Source organism: Streptococcus parasanguinis, assembly GCF_047465465.1.
In the GTDB taxonomy this organism is placed as follows: domain Bacteria; phylum Bacillota; class Bacilli; order Lactobacillales; family Streptococcaceae; genus Streptococcus; species Streptococcus parasanguinis_AI.
In genome coordinates this window covers 269546-285979 of the sequence record NZ_JASGZU010000002.1, presented here as the reverse complement: position 1 = coordinate 285979, position 16434 = coordinate 269546, and the positions used below count along the sequence as shown (strand labels likewise).

The following is a 16434-nucleotide window of genomic DNA, read 5'->3' as shown; positions in this document are numbered from 1 at the left end:
CGTACACCCTAAACGGTTTGCCCCTATCCTTTCTGTTGTGAATGTTAGATAATGATAATGAACATGATGTTCATGAATCTATTATAACAAAGGAAATAGGATTATGAAGACAAAACATGCGGTCTGGATCGCTTTTTTCTTGAATTTGAGTTATGCCATTGTTGAGTTTATTGCAGGAGGGATTTTTGGATCCAGCGCTGTCCTTGCGGATTCGGTCCATGACTTGGGGGATGCGATCGCTATTGGGATCTCCGCCTTTTTGGAGAGCATTTCTAACCGTGAAGAAGACAGCCACTATACCTTGGGCTACAAGCGCTTTAGCCTTTTAGGGGCCATGGTAACGGCAGTGATTCTCATGACAGGGTCCGTTCTGGTTATTTTAGAAAATATAACGAAAATATTTCACCCACAACCTGTCAACGATGAGGGCATTCTCTGGCTTGGAATCATAGCCGTCAGCATCAATGTGCTAGCGAGTCTCGTCATTCGCAAGGGGCAAACCAAGAACGAATCCATTCTCAGCCTGCATTTTCTGGAAGATACTCTGGGCTGGGTGGCTGTCATCCTAATGGCCATTGTCCTCCGATTTACCGACTGGTATATTCTGGATCCGCTCTTATCTCTTGCCATTTCCATCTTTATTCTGTCAAAAGCCATTCCACGTTTTTGGAGCACGCTCAAGATTTTCTTGGATGCCGTGCCAGAAGGAGTAGATATCCAGCAAGTCAAGAGTGATTTGGAGCGGTTGGACCATGTCGCTAGTATCAATCAGCTCAATCTTTGGACCATGGATGGTTTGGAAAAAAACGCCATTGTCCATGTTTGTCTGGAGCATGTCAAGCATATGGAGGTCTGTAAAGAGTCTATCCGCACCTTGCTCAAAGAGAGTGGATTTCAAAATGTTACCATCGAAGTGGATGAAGACTTGGCGACCCACCGCGCCCACAAGCGAAATATCGAAGAACTGGAAGTGGATCAAGGTCATGGGCATGATCATCACCATCATTAATGACGAGTTGGTACGAGCAGAAGCCTAAGAAAAAGTGTATACTGTAGGTAAGTAAGCAATAGAAAGTAGGTTGTTCCTATGAAGAAAACAGTTTATACAAAAGCTGGGCAAGTGGGTCTAGTAGAAGTAGAACGTCCACGCATCGAAGCGCCAGATGATGTCATTCTCCGCATCGTTCGCACCTGTGTCTGTGGATCCGATCTCTGGAGCTACCGCAATCCGGATATTGAAGCAGGTCATCAAAATAGTGGCCACGAAGCTATTGGGATCGTGGAAGAAATCGGTGAGGCCATTACAACGGTTAAGCCAGGAGACTTTGTCATTGCGCCTTTCACCCATGGTTGTGGGGAGTGTGATGCCTGTCGTGCTGGCTATGATGGGACTTGTGACCGCCATATTGGCACCAACTGGTCTGACGGGGTGCAAGCAGAGTACATCCGTTTCCACTTTGCTAATTGGGCCCTTGTCAAGATTCCAGGTCAACCATCTGATTATACAGAAGCTATGCTCAAATCCTTCTTGACGCTGGCTGATGTCATGCCGACGGGCTACCATGCAGCGCGTGTAGCAGACGTGAAGCCTGGTGACAAAGTAGTGGTCATCGGGGACGGTGCCGTTGGTCAATGTGCAGTGATCGCAGCCAAAATGCGGGGAGCATCACAAATCGTCCTTATGAGCCGTCACCAAGACCGTCAACAGATGGCCTTGGAGTCAGGCGCGACAGCAGTTGTCGCTGAGCGTGGTGAAGAAGGCATTGCCAAGGTTCGTGAAATCCTCGGAGGTGGAGCAGATGCGGCCCTTGAATGTGTCGGTACCGCAGCAGCTGTCGATCAAGCCCTTGGGGTTCTTCACAATGGAGGACGTTTAGGTTTTGTCGGCGTGCCTCATTACAATAATCGTGCCCTTGGTTCGACCTTTGCTCAAAACATCTCGGTGGCAGGTGGAGCAGCCTCGGTCACTACCTACGACAAACAGTTCTTGCTTAAGGCTGTCCTTGATGGCGATATCAATCCAGGTCGCGTCTTCACTCATAGTTATAGCTTGGACGAGATTGATCAGGCATACAAAGATATGGATGAACGCAAGACTATTAAGGCTATGATTGTGCTTGAGTAATGAAAAAGTCTAGTAGAAATGAAACTACTAGACTTTTCTTTTATTGTGAAATAAATTCTTATTTCAAATTCGACATCACTTGTTTCTTGGTGAAGGTGCGCTCTTGTTTGTTGGCTAGGGCCTTAATGCGCGCATCTAGGAGAATGGCACGGCCTTCGGCACTTCGGGTATAGACGAGGTCATACTTGCCCAGACTCTTTCGAATTTGCGCCACAAAGGCTTGGGCATCCTCTTTCCGTTTGTCAAAGAGGCTTGGCACTGCGAAATATTCTGTCTGATCGGACACCTTTTCCTGTGCTTTCAGGATATAGCGCTGATTTTCAATCGGTGCGAAAAACTCGATCATAGTTTGCGAGAAGAGTTCCTTCTCCCGCATGGTTCCGCCCTTCAAATAGATCAGCGTGTTGATGGCATCCTTTCTGTCTCGTACGACTTGGATGCGGGTCTCCTGAGTTTGAATATGCCCAAAGAGGAGTAGGGCTTGGTGAATAGCCTGACCAAAGACTTCTAGCCGTTTATAAGGGCTCTTATAGAGATAGTAGCGGAGCCAAGCAAGGAGAGCGAGAACAGCTAAAACGACTAGAAGAATTAGAGACGCTTTATTCCCTCCTCCTCTATGTGAATAGTAAAAAAGGTTGGCGAAAGCATCGGTCAAAGTGGCGGCCGTCAGCCAACGAGCTAGCTTCCTAGCGTCAAAAAATAGGGCCAAGGGCAGGAAGTGTTTATCCACTTGGACCTCATTTGCAATCTCCATATTCTCCAGAATTGGCAGGGCTTTTTGCCAGCCGTCTCGGAGCTCTTGACGATGAGTGGAGCGCTCTAAGGTTTCTTCATTGAGTTTTTGCAACTGTTTTTTGGTATAGCGGATATTGTCAAAGGCTAGACGTTCGATACCGGATTCGATGAAGGGCTCCTTGTAATGGAGACCTAAAAATTGCTTCATCCGTCTTTCTAAGAGCTCCAGATCAGGACTGTATTCTTTCAACTGATCAGTGAGGGCTTCGATCTCTTCCTTTTCAAGATCGGACTTTTCATACCATTTCTTTAGGGAAAGATTGATGGAGACCAGGTGCCAGATGTTACTGGTCTTGTCTGGATCCTCAGGCCACACTCGGATGGCACGACCTCGCATTTGGTTGCTGAGCATAAAGCTGCCGACAAAGCTCGCTAGGATCAGGGAATTGACGCAAGGAGCATCCCAGCCTTCTCCTAGAAGTGACTTGGTTCCAATGACGACTTGGATGAGCCCTTCTTGAAAGAGCTGGGTCACGGCTGTCACCAAATCATGTTGAGAACCAACCAAGCGAACCTTGAGAAAGTCATCTGGAGATAATTGGCCGACGTTTTGGTAAGTCAGTCGATTCCCTCCAAGTAGCTCTTCTAGTCTTGGCTTAGCAACTGTCGGGATGATGACGATGCTACCGGTCAAGACAGCAATGGCAGGAGGAGTAGTTAGCTCTATGCTTTCTCTGCGAATAGATTCAAAATAGGAGAGAACTCCCAATTGAGTGAATTGGGCATCTTTATCCCCGAGATGAACTTCAAAATCTTGGCGGATATAGTCTGTTAGGACCAGTTGGCGCAGTTGACTTCCAAGCGCCTGGTATTCCGCCTTGAAAATTTCTCGAACGGCATTGAGTTTTCCGAGGGATTGGTTGAGCAGAAGGTCTTGTTTTTTGTTGCGGACCAGTTTGACTTGTTTTCGATCGATCAAGCTGGCTGCTTTTAATTCATGAAGCAGTTGCTTCTCGTATTCCTCAGGTAGATTGTACCAGTGAGGCACCTGAAAGAGCAGGCCTTGCAGGAGAATTTCAAGCCAGTCCAGGGTGAAAGCAGGTAATTTCTTGGCTCCTAAAAGGTCTTGGAAACGTTGGGGAAAGGCAATTCCCTTGCTTCGAAGAAAGATCAGGGTAGCAGAGAGATACTGGGGCTCATTGAGCAATTCATCATCGCTGATCTGACCCGATAAGGCCTGGCAGGTTTGGAGGTGTTGGCAAAAGAGGGGATCGGAAGTCAGTTGTTGCAAGAGAGCATTCTTTTGTTGGCTAAAAGCATCCAACTGCTCTTGCTCTTCCTTGGTTGGAAAGGCAAAGTAGACATAGTCTTGGTGAGGACAAAGGGTGTCTTCCTTGACCAATTCGGGAACCGTAATTTCCTCATCAATCTCACCACACATGCGGATATAGCGATCCCAAAGGGCAGGATCCCCTTCATAGGGAGGGGTAGCGGTGAGGGAGATCATCTTTAAGTCAGGGAAAGCCTGACGAAAGGCTTCCAAGCTCTTCCACCATTCATTGCGCAGGTGGTGACACTCATCCAAGCAGAGAGTCCCGAGTGAGATGTCTTGGAAAGTAGTAAAGATATCAAAGCCTTTGAAATCAAATGTTTCAATCTCTGCCTGGTCATCAGTATCTTCAGCTTGTGATTGACCGACGACTTGGTTCATGGCGCTGTGTAGGGCCTGATAGGTAGCCACAGTAATCAGCTTAGGATGTTTGAGGTCCTGAGAGATCAATTGCTCCGCTTGGCTTTCATTTTTCAAGAATGCTTGGATAATCCGGTCCACCCATTGCTGACGAATGGTGACCGTAGGAGCTAAGATCAGGGTTGGCTGACCAAAGCGTCTGATAAATTCAATTCCCAGGGTTGTTTTTCCAGAGCCAGGAGCTGCTACCAAATGCAGGTGGCCATCCGCCATAAAAGCGTCACTCTTATCGAGAACGCGTTCTTGATAGTGTCTCCATTGGCCTGTAAAGGCTAGTTCTTGTAACATAGGTTTCCTCCCTTGTACTGTCCCCATTATATCATAGCGGAGGACAAGAATCCTTGGTTGAAGTTGAAGATTTTAACATTCCTGATGAAAATGGCAAACAGGAATCATTCGTACAGAGCTAAAAAGGCCTAATCAGATGATTAGGCTTTTTCATGTTAGTCTTTCTTTGTTTTACGAGAGAGGCCGAAGGCAGCACTCATGCTAAGAAGACCAAGGCCAAGAGTTGTCAAAGCAGTTGAGGTCTTGCTTCCTGTATTTGGAAGACTTGCTTCTTTTTGAGGAAGAGCTGCAGGTGCGATATAGACTGCTGTTTTGGCAGGCTCGTTTTTAGCAGGTGTGAATACGGTCGGTTTCGCAGGGGTTACAACAGCTGGTTTTTGAGGAGTAGGAGTCGGTGTTGCAGGCGTTTGGATGCTAGGAGTTTGTGGTTTTGCTTTCGCTACACGGTGGGTCTTTGAAATCAACTCATACTTGTCTGTTTGGACTTTGAAGACACGACCTTTTTGGACGGTTTCAACGACTTTATTGGCAAATTGAACGTTCAACAAGTCAGCAAAGTTTTTGTTAATATTTAGGTAAAGACCATTTGTTCCATTGACCAATGGATCAAAGTCTGTTTTAATAGATTTATATGTTTTACCAACTACGGTCAAAGAGATACCTGCATCTTGAAGGGCCTTCAGAGTCGCTTCTTTCGTTGGTGTATCTTTTGTAAGATCAATGTCCTCGTCTGTAATCAAGAAAGCAAAGCGATGGTTGTTTGCCCCAGTCCCCCAGTTGTAGTCCGCTGAAGTAGCGATGTGGTGCAATGGAACAGTAGCATTTTCATCAGCACCAAAAGTTTTGATGGTTTTCAGAGCAGAAATGAAACTTTCTGGATCTGTTGTGAATTTTGATCCATTAAAATCATGGTATTTTGTACGGTCTGATCGTTCATATTCAACCAATCCTAAACGGGCTTGAATATTTTTAGCAGAAAGATTGCGAACGAAGGTCTCAACATTTTTCATCGTATTATTAATATGGTCGTCCATTGAGAACGATTTATCAATGACAAAGACGATGTCTGATGTTCCTTGGACTTCTTTTTTATTGATGACATCTGCTTCTTTTGTCACTTCGACTACAGTTGTTTTATTAACTGTTTCAGTTGTTGTCTCAGTGTAGTCCGCTGTTTCCTTGGTTGATGTAGCTGTCTTAGTAGATGAGACCGGTTTTGAAGTGCCAACAGGTGTGTTTGGATCTGCTAAGCTAGTCGTTTTGATGGTTGCTGTTGAAGTAGTGGTGGTGTCTGCACCGTCTGTTTTAGCAGATGGGCCAGTTTTTTTGACGTCCACAGCGATGATATCCCCAGTTTTTGCTTTATCAGCAGGAACAACTGGTGTATTGGCTTTGGCGTTGATTTCTTCTGTTGCAGCCGTGATAGGTGATTTTGCGGCTGTAGTAGCTGCAGGAGCAGCTTGGGTTGTGCTAGGTGCAACGTCATCAGCTGAAGCAATAGTCGTTCCTGTGAAGACAGTTCCTAAAACAACGGATGCTAAAGTTAAAGTTTGTTTACGTGAAATAGTATATTTTTTCAAAATACGTCCCCTTTTTAATAAACTTTTTTCTATCATACAGGTTTTTGAAAAACTTGTCAACGGTATAATAATCAAGGGTTTACGAGCTTTTTATATCTCTAGTTATTAATAAAAATCCGAATAAGAAAAATATACACAAAATAATTTAATTATACAAAATATGCGAAAGAAAATAGGATTCCCACAAATTTCCAGGAATCCTTATTTTATCGGCATTTCTACTATATTTTTTAGTCGTAAAAAATACTAGCTAGTCACTTTTTTTATGTTTCTGCATTAGCACTAAGAACAAAGACTACGACTAGTTTAGTAATTTTTCAAAGAATTGGATGACCTCTGGTTTGAGATTACTTTCTCTTGGTTCAACTAATGAAACGTAAAAGCTGATCCGTTCATTTTCTGCCATCGGAATCGCGATCAGTTCTTCTTCACCATCTGTTAGTGCAAGATCTGCTAGTAAACTGATCCCCACTTGTTTACGAAGGAGTTGTTTTAGAAGCTGAATATCATCCGTCTGAAAGAAGGGCGTAGCCTCATGGTGATAGCGCTCATTCAACTGTTCAAAGGCTTTTAAATGAACAAAGTGCTCATCTGGAATGATAAAATCTTCATCGATGACGTCTGAAAACTGTAATACTTTTTTTGAGGCTAGTGGATGGTTGTGATGAAGGATATAGAAGAGATCTCGTTTGGCCATTTCTCTTACCTGGAAGCGATGATCTTTAATCGGTTCTAAACTCCCTAAAAAACTAGCATCTAGTTCTCCTTTGGAAAGCATTTCTAAAAGTTCAACAGATCCTTCTTGAACAGGATGGATACTTTGAAGAGCTGCAACATTACTGATAAAGGCGGGTTGTTTTCGGACAAGATAGTCAATGATGATTGGTGGGAAACCAACCGTATTGAATTGAGAGAGACTCCGGAGGATCTCTTTTTTGGCCCCTTGAATCTCAGGTAAGACCTTTTGAATATGTCGTAGCAAGATTTCTCCTTGGGGCGTCAATTTGAAAGTACGATGAGAAGGATCGTGCGCGATTAATGGACAGTGAAATTCCTTTTCTAGTCGTTTAATCGCATAGGAAACGGATGGTTGACTGATCCCGTGTTTTTGGGCAACCCCAGTAAAGGATTGCTGTTGACTAAGATCAAGAAAATAATAAAAGTCCTTAAGATTCATTGGGCTCCCTCTTCTAAATAGACAGACATGGATAAGCAAAAATTATCCGTGATAGCTAATTTGACTATATGATTTTTTGTTTGTTACAATCTGAGGTGAGTCAGAGGACAATTAGAGGTTATCTAGAAGATTTTCGAAAATCGTCAGGATCTTTTCCCTTTTTCCAACTGGAAGTTGCTTAATTTTCATGTTGACTCTCTTAAGTGAAAGGCTGTCATTAGGATCTGAAGACGCTTCGAGTGAATCAAAATTGAAGAATTCTTCAGGCGTTAACTCAAGAGCAGAAATAACTTTTTCAAGACTGTGAATGGTCAGATTCACATTTTGATTTTCCAATTGATTGATGTATTTTAATCCAAGATCTGCCCGTTCCGATAGCTCCTCTTGACTCATGTTTTCTTTTTTTCGCAAATATTTGACCTTTTGCGCTATATACCGTTGTAAATAATGTTTTGTTTTCATGTAACCAGAATACAAGTTTTAAATGACAAAAATAACACCTTAAACAAAACAAAGTATCTTATAACAAACATATTTTAGATTTATTATCTATGGCTTTTATAGGGATTGATCATCATAAGAAGAAAAAAGAATACCTGAAAACAGTGGATCTTTTGATGAGAATAACCTTCTAAAAGGTGGAAAGGAACAGGCTTTTTTAAGAGATGACCATGACTATCTAGGAAGTGATGGATAAACCTATTATTTTGTTATCTTTTGAAATCGCATCATTTTCGGTTGTATCGCCTGAACTTTCATTGCCTGATTCATTCATATTGTATCATATACATAACAAAGTGTCATTTAAAGAAAATAAGTGTTATAATTGAATAAACTAAATAAGGAGGTCACATGATGACTGCACATGATATTTTAAACAACCCTTTCCTCAATAAAGGAACTGCCTTTACCTTGGAGGAACGTCAGCAACTAGGTCTCATTGGACTCCTGCCACCTTACGTTCAAACCATTGAAGAACAAGCAGCGCAAACTTATGCGCAAATGCAAACGAAGGTTAACGATTTGGAAAAACGTTTGTTCCTAATGGAAATTTTTAATACAAATCGTACTCTTTTTTACTACCTATTTGCTCAACATTTGGAAGAGTTTAATCCCATTGTCTATGACCCAACCATTGCTGATACCATTGAGGGTTATAGCGACCTCTTTGTAGATCCACAATATGCCGCATATCTTGATATTAATCATCCTGAAAATATCGAAGCAACTTTGAAAAATGCAGCAGGGGACCGTGAAATTCGTCTTATTGTTGTGACAGATGCAGAAGGTATTCTTGGTATTGGAGACTGGGGAACAAATGGTGTCGATATTTCTGTTGGGAAACTGATGGTCTATACTGGAGCTGCAGGAATCGATCCTTCAATGGTACTTCCTTTGGTCATTGATGCAGGTACCAACCGTGAAGAATTGCGTAACAACCCTAATTACTTGGGAAATCGTCACGAACGTGTACGTGGTGATCGTTACTATGATTTTATCGATCAATTTGTCCAAACTGCAGAACGTCTTTTCCCTAAACTCTACCTTCACTGGGAAGATTTCGGTCGCTTAAACGCTGCCAACATCCTTGAAAAATATCGAAAACAAATCCCAACATTTAACGATGATATCCAAGGAACTGGTATTGTAACTCTTGGAGGGATCTTTGGTTCATTGGATATTACAGGAGAAAAATTAACGGATCAAGTTTATCTCTGCTATGGTGGTGGAACTGCTGGTGCAGGAATCGCCTCTCGTGTCCTTCGCGAAATGGTCAGTGAAGGCTTGCCTGAAGAAGAAGCCTATAAACGCTTCTTTATGGTGGACAAACAAGGTCTCCTTTTTGATGATATGGATGACTTAACGCCGCAACAAAAGCCATTTGCTAAGAAACGTTCTGATTTTGCAAATGCAGATCAGTTGACGGACCTTCTTGAAGTAGTGAAGACGGTTAAGCCAACGATTCTTGTGGGAACTTCAACTCAGCCAAATACTTTCACAAAAGAAATTGTAGAAGCTATGTGTGAAAACACTGAACGTCCTATCATTTTCCCATTGTCAAATCCAACCAAACTAGCTGAAGCAAGTGCCAAAGATTTGATCGAATGGTCAGACGGAAAAGCATTTGTTGCAACAGGAATTCCAGCTGGTACGATTTCCTATAAAGGGGTGGGCTATGTGATTGGTCAAGCGAATAATGCCCTGATTTACCCAGGTCTTGGACTTGGTATGCTGGCTTCTGAAGCGAGTCTGTTGACGGATGAAATGATTGGAGCAGCCGCACATTCATTGAGTGGTATTGTCAATCCAGGCGAACCAGGAGCACCAGTCTTACCTCCATTCAAGTATGTAGCTGATGTTTCTATCAAAGTAGCAGAAGCAGTTGCTAAAAAAGCGCAAGAACAAGGTCTTGCGCGTGCTCAAGAAACAGATATGGCTAAAGCGGTTCGTGATTTGAAATGGTATCCAGAATATAAATAAGTAAATTTTCTGGAGGTGTACGAGTGCGACTGGATGCCTCGTACACCTTTTCTTGTATGTCCTGTTATATAGAAAGGGAGACTATGGAAATCTTTTTAACGTCAATTCAGAGTATTGTACCCATTATCGTCATCATCATTCTTGGTTATTTCTTGCAAGTCCGTGGTTGGTTTCAAGAGAGTTTTGGAAATGACTTATCTAAACTGATTATGAACGTGGCTATGCCTGTTGCAATTTTTACCTCTGTTCTTAAATATTTAACTTTAGATAAATTGATTAGCTTGTCTGGCGGTTTGTTGTATACCTTTATCGCCTTCATTCTTGGTTACCTAGCGGCCTTTATCGCAGTGAAAGTTTTTAAAGTGCGCCCGGGTCGTCGAGGAACCATGATTAATACCTTTGTTAATGCCAATACCATATTTATTGGTTTGCCTTTAAATATCGCTTTGTTTGGAAATCAAGCCCTTCCTTACTTCTTGGTTTATTATATTACAAATACAGTATCTACTTGGACATTAGGTGTCTATCTAATGACTTCTGATAGTAAAGAAGGGGCTTCAAAACAGGCTCAAAAATTTAATTGGAAGAAGCTTTTCCCAGCTCCTTTATTAGGTTTTCTCGTAGCCCTCGTCTTTTTGGTGTTGCGTATTCCTGTTCCAAGTTTTGCGGAAAGCACCTTGACTTATATTGGCAGTTTAACAACGCCCTTATCTCTTGTCTATATCGGTATCGTCCTAGCTAAGGCAGGTTTGAACACCATTCGCTTTGATAAAGATACCATTATCACACTGGTTGGTCGTTTTATTCTTGCACCGGTCATCATGCTCTTGGTTCTGAAGTTCTTCTCTCCAAATATGGTGGCACCAGAATTTAGAACCTTTATGATTCAATCAGCAACACCAGCCTTGGCAGTTCTTCCTATCCTTGCCAATCAAGGTAAAGGCGATGTTGAGTTTTCAACGAATGTGGTCACTCTCAGCACAGTCTTATTTGTGATTGTGGTTCCAATTCTGCAGACATTGTTGGGATAGCATTTATATGAAAAGGATGTAGTTTTAGTGCTATACATTCGTTAAAAAGGACGTCGGGTATTATACTCGACGTCCTTTTTAAACGGATGACTAGATCAACACATAGGTTTCAACCGCTTGCCCAGCCCCGTTTTCATTGTTGGTCTTTGTCACGACTGCTGCTCCGTCTTTCACCTCTTGCGGAGCGTTGCCCATAGCGACACCGATGCCTGCTTTTTTGAGCATAGGAAGGTCATTGAAGTTGTCCCCCAGGGTGAGGACTTCTTCTAAGCTTAAGTGGTAGTGATTGGCGAGCTCAACCAGAGCATCTTCTTTAGAGACGTGCTTAGCAGTAACTTCTAGGTAGTTGGCTTTGGAGAGATAAAAGGCGGTAGAAGGGAAGTCGTTGGTAGAAATCGTGCGATAGAGGGCTTGGATCTCTTCTGGTTCTCCAATTAAGAGCAATTTGTGGAGGGGCTTTGTCGTATCCAGCAAAGGATCCAATAGGGGGAGAATATGAGGTTTTTCCCCTGTAATCCGGGCTTCCTCTTGGCTCCATTGGTCGAGATGATCGGTCATCCAGTCTTTTCCACTATAGAGGTTGATCGAAACTTGAGGGAAGTGTTGGTTGGCCCAATCAATAAATTGACGGGCTTCAATCTTGTCTAAGGGATGCTCAAACAGAACCTGCTCTCCTTTTTGGATTAAGGCTCCATTGTAGCAGGCCATAGGACAGTCCTCTATGCCGAGCTCTTTGGCAATAGGAGCCATCCCTTTTGGAGAGCGAGCAGAGGCCAGCACGAAAGGAATGGTTTCGCGCTTTAAATCCGGGATCAATGATGCCAACTCTGGATCGATCTGATGGTGATCATTTAAAATAGTGCCATCGATATCGCTAATGATGAGACGAATGTGAGACATAAACTTACCTCCTAGTAGAGAATACTGGTTTCGTTGCCGACTTGTTTCAGGATTTCAGGGCTTGGTTTTTGGTCGGTAATCCAATAATCAAATTGTTTGAGACGAGCGAGATAGTAGTTGGCATTTTTCGTCCATTTAGAAGTTTCTGCCACAAGGATCTTGGTGCGAGATCGTTCAAAGACGAGGGATTTGACTGCAACGTCTTCAGCATCCTCAAAGGTGACTTCACCATTGGCTAAGCTACTCGCTCCAAAAAAAGCGAGATCAAAGCGAAGATTGTCCAGTATTTGTGCTTGATTCGCGTCATAGTAAAAGCGGTTTTTAGGGTAGAATTTTCCTCCTAAAAGATGAAAGTCAACCTGGGAATGGCTACTGAGCTGGATGGCATTGTCAAGGGAATGCGAATAGACCGTGACTTCCTTATTCAGCATGCCAGCAAGCAGGGTCATCGAGGTGGAAACGTCGAGAAAGATCACTTGTCCATCTTGGATCAATTGCAGGGCCTTTTGAGCCATGGTAGTCTTTTCCTTGTTAGCCTTTTGACTACGGTCTAGGTAAGAAGGGCCGGGTTCTTTGTTTAAGGGAAGGAGCCCACCGTGGGTCCTGCGGACCAGCTGGCGTTGGCTCAGAAGGGCAAAGTCTCTGCGGATAGTATCTTTTGAGACCTTGAAATAGTCGACCATTTCTTTAGCCGATAGCTGTTTTCGCTCTTCTAAGAGTTCTAATATTTTTTCGAGTCGTTGTTCCTGATACATGAGATCGCTCCTTGTTTCTGTTCTTGCCTATATTCTACATCATTTATTAAGTTAATGCAAGTGTTTTTAATTATCTTTAAGTATTTATGATCGTTTTTCTTGTAAAGCCTTATTCTGACGTTTGTTTTAAAGGGGAAATTCTGCTATAATATGTCAAAATAACGTGGAGGTTTCCTTATGGCCAGTGAATATGAAAAAATGATTGCGGGTGACTATTATAGACCTGCGGACCCTGAATTACGGGCTTTGGCAAAAGCCTCTCGGGAGAAACAAGAAGCTTTTAACCAAGAGGTGGATCCTAAAAAAGGGGCAGCTATCATCAAAGAGTGGTTTGGATCAACCGGTGAAAACCTCTATCTTAATCGACAGGTTCTTGTAGATTATGGGGTCAATATCCATCTGGGAGAAAATTTCTATGCCAATTACAATTTGACCATGTTGGATATCTGTCCCATTACGATTGGAAAGAATGCCATGATTGGTCCCAATTGCCAATTTTTGACACCCTTGCACCCACTGGATCCAGACGAGCGCAATTCTGGTCTCGAGTACGGAGCTCCGATTACGATTGGGGACAATTTCTGGGCAGGAGGAGGGGTCACCATTCTCCCTGGTGTCACGCTGGGTGACAATGTGGTCGCTGGCGCAGGAGCAGTGGTCACAAAATCCTTTGGAGACAATGTGGTCCTTGCAGGAAATCCAGCCCGTGTCATCAAAGAAATACCCGTCAAAAAGGAGAAACGATGATCCATAAACATGAAATTCCTATTTTAGAGTTTGATGACAACCCGCAGGCAGTCATTATGCCGACCCATGAGGGACTTGATCTGCACCTACCTGAAAAATGTGTGTATGCTTTCCTGGAGGATGAGATTGAGCGCTTTGCCAAAGCTGTCGGAGCCAAACAAGTAGCTAGCTTTGTCTCAGCTACCAAGACCTATCCGGTCTATGTCATGGAGCACCAAGGAGAGGAAATCTGCTTGGCCCAAGCGCCAGTTGGATCTGCAGCTGCTGCCCAATTCATGGATTGGTTGATTGGCTATGGGGTGAAGAAGATTATATCGGCAGGTAGCTGTGGGGTCTTGGTGGACATAGAAGAAAATGCCTTCTTGATCCCTACCAAGGCCTTGCGAGATGAGGGAGCTAGTTACCATTATGTAGCGCCTTCCCGTTATATCGAAGTGGATAGTCGTGCACTGACCGCTATTGAAACGGTCTTGAAAGGAAAAGAAATTCCTTATCAAGAGGTCATGACCTGGTCGACCGATGGCTTTTATAGGGAAACGCCTGACAAGGTGGCCTATCGGATTGAAGAAGGGTGTAGTGTGGTGGAGATGGAGTGTGCATCGCTTGCAGCAGTCGCCCAGCTTCGTGAGGCAATTTGGGGCTTGCTTCTCTTTACCGCAGATTCTCTTGCAGATCTGGAAAATTATGACCAGCGTGACTGGGGCTCTGAAGCATTTGAGAAGGCCTTAGAATTATGCCTAGAAATGGTTCATTACTTGTAGGTCTATTCTCTTTTTATGATACAATGAAGCTATGTTAGTGAAATCATATTTTAAACAATGGCGGGCCAAATTGACTCGCTTGTCTCCAGCAAGGCGGATCTTTCTCAGCTTTGCCTTGGTTATCCTGATAGGCTCTCTCTTACTGAGTTTGCCCTTTGTCCAGCAAGTAAGCTCAACAGCAGGCTACATCGACCACCTCTTTACCGCGGTCTCTATGGTCTGTGTGACAGGGCTCTTTACCCAGTCGGTGGCTTCGACCTATAATGGCTGGGGGCAATTGATTTGTATGCTCTTGATTCAGATTGGAGGCCTAGGGATTTTGACCTTTATTGGTCTCTTCTTTATGGAAAGTCGCCAAAAGCTCAGTTTCAAGGACCGGCAGACTATTCGGGACAGCTTTAGCTTTAGCAATAATCAAAGCTTGACCCGTTTTGTCCGCTCCATCTTTATTACCACCTTTACCATCGAAGGTGTCGGGGCCTTGCTCCTCATGACTCGCTTTATTCCTCGCTTTGGCTGGGGCCATGGGATCTTTAACTCCATCTTTGTCGCAGTTTCCGCCTTTTGTAATGCAGGCTTTGATAATTTTGGGGGCGATAGTATGATGAGTTTCCAGACCGATTGGTTGGTCAATATGACCTTATCTGCTCTGATCATTACCGGAGGCTTGGGCTTCATGGTCTGGTTTGACCTAGCCACCAAGGCCCGCAACCAATCGGGACGACGGACTCTTCGTTTCCATACTAAGGTGGTTCTCTGGTTAACAGCTGCTATCCTTCTCTTTGGGACAGTAACCAGCCTCTTGACAGAGTTTGATAATCCTGCAACGATTGGCTCCCTGCCCTTGGGAGAGAAAATTTTAGTCAGCTTCTTCCAAACGGTCAGCATGCGGACAGCTGGCTTTGCCTCACTGGATTATACAGCAGTCCGACCTGTAACGCTCTTTGTCTATATCCTCCAGATGTTCCTAGGTGGAGCACCGGGTGGTACCGCAGGAGGGATGAAGATCACCACCTTCCTGGTCCTCTTGCTTCTGGCTCGGAAGGAACTATTGGGGCTACCACATACCAATTTAGGAAAACGTACGATTTCACCAGACATTGTTCAACGTTCCTTTGGGACGGCGGTGATTTTCCAGTTGACCTTCTTAGTGGGTCTATTAGGAATCTGTTTAGTGACGCCGGATGGCCAACGCTTTATTTATTTGGTCTTTGAGGTGGTATCCGCTCTAGCGACAGTGGGAGTGACCGCCAATGTAACCTCAACCTTAAATGGAGCGGGACTAGGCATTATCATGGTCCTCATGTTTATCGGACGGATTGGTCCTTTGACCCTCATGGTTAGCTTGAACAATTACCAAGCCAAGAAAGCAGATACCTTGCAGTATGCCAAGGCAGACATCATTATTGGATAGGAGAAACTTATGGAGAATCGAACCATTGGAATTTTAGGATTAGGAATTTTTGGACAGAGTGTCCTGAAAACTCTGCAGGATCAGGATGTGGATATTATTGCAATTGACGATCACGCAGATGTGATCAACCAATATGAATCCATGATTACGACTGGAATTGTTGGAGACATTACAGAAATGGACCTCTTGGATGCGGCTGATATCGGTACCTGTGACACAGTCGTGATCGCGACGGGAGAAAACTTGGAGTCCAGTGTGCTGGCGGTCATGCACTGTAAGGCCCTTGGTGTTGAGCGAGTCATTGTCAAGGTCAAGAATGAAGTGACCAAGGAAGTCCTTGAGAAGATTGGGGCTGATTTGGTCATCCTACCAGAGGTAGAAGCGGGGATGTCTCTAGCTAAGATGATCCTTTTCCAACACGGGATTGAAGTCTTCCAGTTGGATGAAGCAGTGGTGGTGGTCGAGTTTACGGTTCCAGTTAGCTGGGTAGGGAAAAGCATCCGAGACTTGGAAATCAGAGACCAATATCAACTCAATATTATTGGCTATCGAGATGCGGAAGACCAGCCTTTGCGAAGTCAGATTGGTCCTGACTTTATCTGGCCAGAAGGGGTGCGCGTGATGGCGGTGACAGACAACCAATATTTAGATAGAATCCAAGATTTGTTAGACTAATAGTGTAATGGAAAC

14 protein-coding genes are annotated in these 16434 nt (G+C 43.8%); 8 read left to right on the top strand and 6 right to left on the bottom strand.

Features of this window, described 5'->3' with window-relative positions:
- The first annotated feature begins 103 nt into the window (after positions 1–103).
- A complete protein-coding gene (locus tag QM351_RS05750; protein WP_049497949.1) occupies positions 104–1009 on the top strand; it encodes a cation diffusion facilitator family transporter in 906 nt (301 codons plus the stop codon).
- A gap of 78 nt (positions 1010–1087) precedes the next feature.
- On the top strand, positions 1088–2125 hold the full coding sequence (locus QM351_RS05745; RefSeq protein WP_118095536.1) for a zinc-binding dehydrogenase: 1038 nt from the start codon (positions 1088–1090) through the stop codon (positions 2123–2125).
- 58 nt (positions 2126–2183) lie between these two features.
- Here QM351_RS05745 and QM351_RS05740 read toward each other — a convergent pair whose 3' ends face one another.
- From QM351_RS05740 to QM351_RS05725, 4 genes are all read right to left on the bottom strand, one after another.
- Positions 2184–4898: a DEAD/DEAH box helicase family protein gene (locus QM351_RS05740; protein WP_414326930.1), complete on the bottom strand. Its 2715-nt coding sequence runs from the start codon at positions 4896–4898 to the stop codon at positions 2184–2186.
- 155 nt (positions 4899–5053) lie between these two features.
- Positions 5054–6478 (bottom strand): vWA domain-containing protein, encoded by a 1425-nt coding sequence (locus QM351_RS05735; RefSeq protein ID WP_414326928.1) that lies wholly within the window; start codon positions 6476–6478, stop codon positions 5054–5056.
- A 301-nt stretch (positions 6479–6779) separates the two neighbouring features.
- On the bottom strand, positions 6780–7655 hold the full coding sequence (locus tag QM351_RS05730) for a LysR family transcriptional regulator (RefSeq protein WP_049522532.1): 876 nt from the start codon (positions 7653–7655) through the stop codon (positions 6780–6782).
- A 111-nt stretch (positions 7656–7766) separates the two neighbouring features.
- A complete protein-coding gene (locus QM351_RS05725) occupies positions 7767–8117 on the bottom strand; it encodes a helix-turn-helix domain-containing protein (protein WP_195424364.1) in 351 nt (116 codons plus the stop codon).
- A 393-nt stretch (positions 8118–8510) separates the two neighbouring features.
- Here QM351_RS05725 and QM351_RS05720 point away from each other — a divergent pair, with 393 nt between their 5' ends.
- Complete coding sequence (locus QM351_RS05720; protein WP_414327024.1) at positions 8511–10136, top strand: malolactic enzyme; 1626 nt, start codon at positions 8511–8513, stop codon at positions 10134–10136.
- A gap of 83 nt (positions 10137–10219) precedes the next feature.
- Positions 10220–11167: an AEC family transporter gene (locus QM351_RS05715; RefSeq protein WP_003008680.1), complete on the top strand. Its 948-nt coding sequence runs from the start codon at positions 10220–10222 to the stop codon at positions 11165–11167.
- 90 nt (positions 11168–11257) lie between these two features.
- Here the strand turns inward: QM351_RS05715 and QM351_RS05710 are convergent, their stop codons facing one another.
- Positions 11258–12067, bottom strand: coding sequence for a Cof-type HAD-IIB family hydrolase (locus QM351_RS05710; RefSeq protein ID WP_024055063.1), 810 nt, complete (start codon positions 12065–12067; stop codon positions 11258–11260).
- An 11-nt stretch (positions 12068–12078) separates the two neighbouring features.
- Complete coding sequence (locus tag QM351_RS05705; protein ID WP_414326926.1) at positions 12079–12822, bottom strand: DeoR/GlpR family DNA-binding transcription regulator; 744 nt, start codon at positions 12820–12822, stop codon at positions 12079–12081.
- Positions 12823–12999: 177 nt separating this feature from the next.
- On the opposite strand from QM351_RS05705, the gene QM351_RS05700 reads away from it, so the two are divergent.
- From QM351_RS05700 to QM351_RS05685, 4 genes are read left to right on the top strand one after another with little or no spacing between them, the layout of a single operon-like run.
- Positions 13000–13569: a sugar O-acetyltransferase gene (locus tag QM351_RS05700; protein WP_024055061.1), complete on the top strand. Its 570-nt coding sequence runs from the start codon at positions 13000–13002 to the stop codon at positions 13567–13569.
- Positions 13566–14330, top strand: a complete 765-nt coding sequence (locus tag QM351_RS05695; RefSeq protein ID WP_049471858.1) for a nucleoside phosphorylase — start codon at positions 13566–13568, stop codon at positions 14328–14330. The genes QM351_RS05700 and QM351_RS05695 overlap by 4 nt, the downstream gene beginning before the upstream one ends.
- 31 nt (positions 14331–14361) lie before the next feature.
- A complete protein-coding gene (locus QM351_RS05690) occupies positions 14362–15744 on the top strand; it encodes a TrkH family potassium uptake protein (RefSeq protein WP_414326924.1) in 1383 nt (460 codons plus the stop codon).
- Positions 15745–15753: 9 nt separating this feature from the next.
- A complete protein-coding gene (locus tag QM351_RS05685) occupies positions 15754–16419 on the top strand; it encodes a potassium channel family protein (RefSeq protein WP_414326922.1) in 666 nt (221 codons plus the stop codon).
- The last annotated feature ends 15 nt before the right edge of the window (positions 16420–16434 follow it).

Coding starts and splice junctions, on each gene's coding strand:
- QM351_RS05750 (WP_049497949.1), top strand. CDS start 104: ATGAAGACAAAACATGCGGTCTGGATCGCTTTTTTCTTGAATTTGAGT.
- QM351_RS05745 (WP_118095536.1), top strand. CDS start 1,088: ATGAAGAAAACAGTTTATACAAAAGCTGGGCAAGTGGGTCTAGTAGAA.
- QM351_RS05740 (WP_414326930.1), bottom strand. CDS start 4,898: ATGTTACAAGAACTAGCCTTTACAGGCCAATGGAGACACTATCAAGAA.
- QM351_RS05730 (WP_049522532.1), bottom strand. CDS start 7,655: ATGAATCTTAAGGACTTTTATTATTTTCTTGATCTTAGTCAACAGCAA.
- QM351_RS05725 (WP_195424364.1), bottom strand. CDS start 8,117: ATGAAAACAAAACATTATTTACAACGGTATATAGCGCAAAAGGTCAAA.
- QM351_RS05720 (WP_414327024.1), top strand. CDS start 8,511: ATGACTGCACATGATATTTTAAACAACCCTTTCCTCAATAAAGGAACT.
- QM351_RS05715 (WP_003008680.1), top strand. CDS start 10,220: ATGGAAATCTTTTTAACGTCAATTCAGAGTATTGTACCCATTATCGTC.
- QM351_RS05710 (WP_024055063.1), bottom strand. CDS start 12,067: ATGTCTCACATTCGTCTCATCATTAGCGATATCGATGGCACTATTTTA.
- QM351_RS05705 (WP_414326926.1), bottom strand. CDS start 12,822: ATGTATCAGGAACAACGACTCGAAAAAATATTAGAACTCTTAGAAGAG.
- QM351_RS05700 (WP_024055061.1), top strand. CDS start 13,000: ATGGCCAGTGAATATGAAAAAATGATTGCGGGTGACTATTATAGACCT.
- QM351_RS05695 (WP_049471858.1), top strand. CDS start 13,566: ATGATCCATAAACATGAAATTCCTATTTTAGAGTTTGATGACAACCCG.
- QM351_RS05690 (WP_414326924.1), top strand. CDS start 14,362: ATGTTAGTGAAATCATATTTTAAACAATGGCGGGCCAAATTGACTCGC.
- QM351_RS05685 (WP_414326922.1), top strand. CDS start 15,754: ATGGAGAATCGAACCATTGGAATTTTAGGATTAGGAATTTTTGGACAG.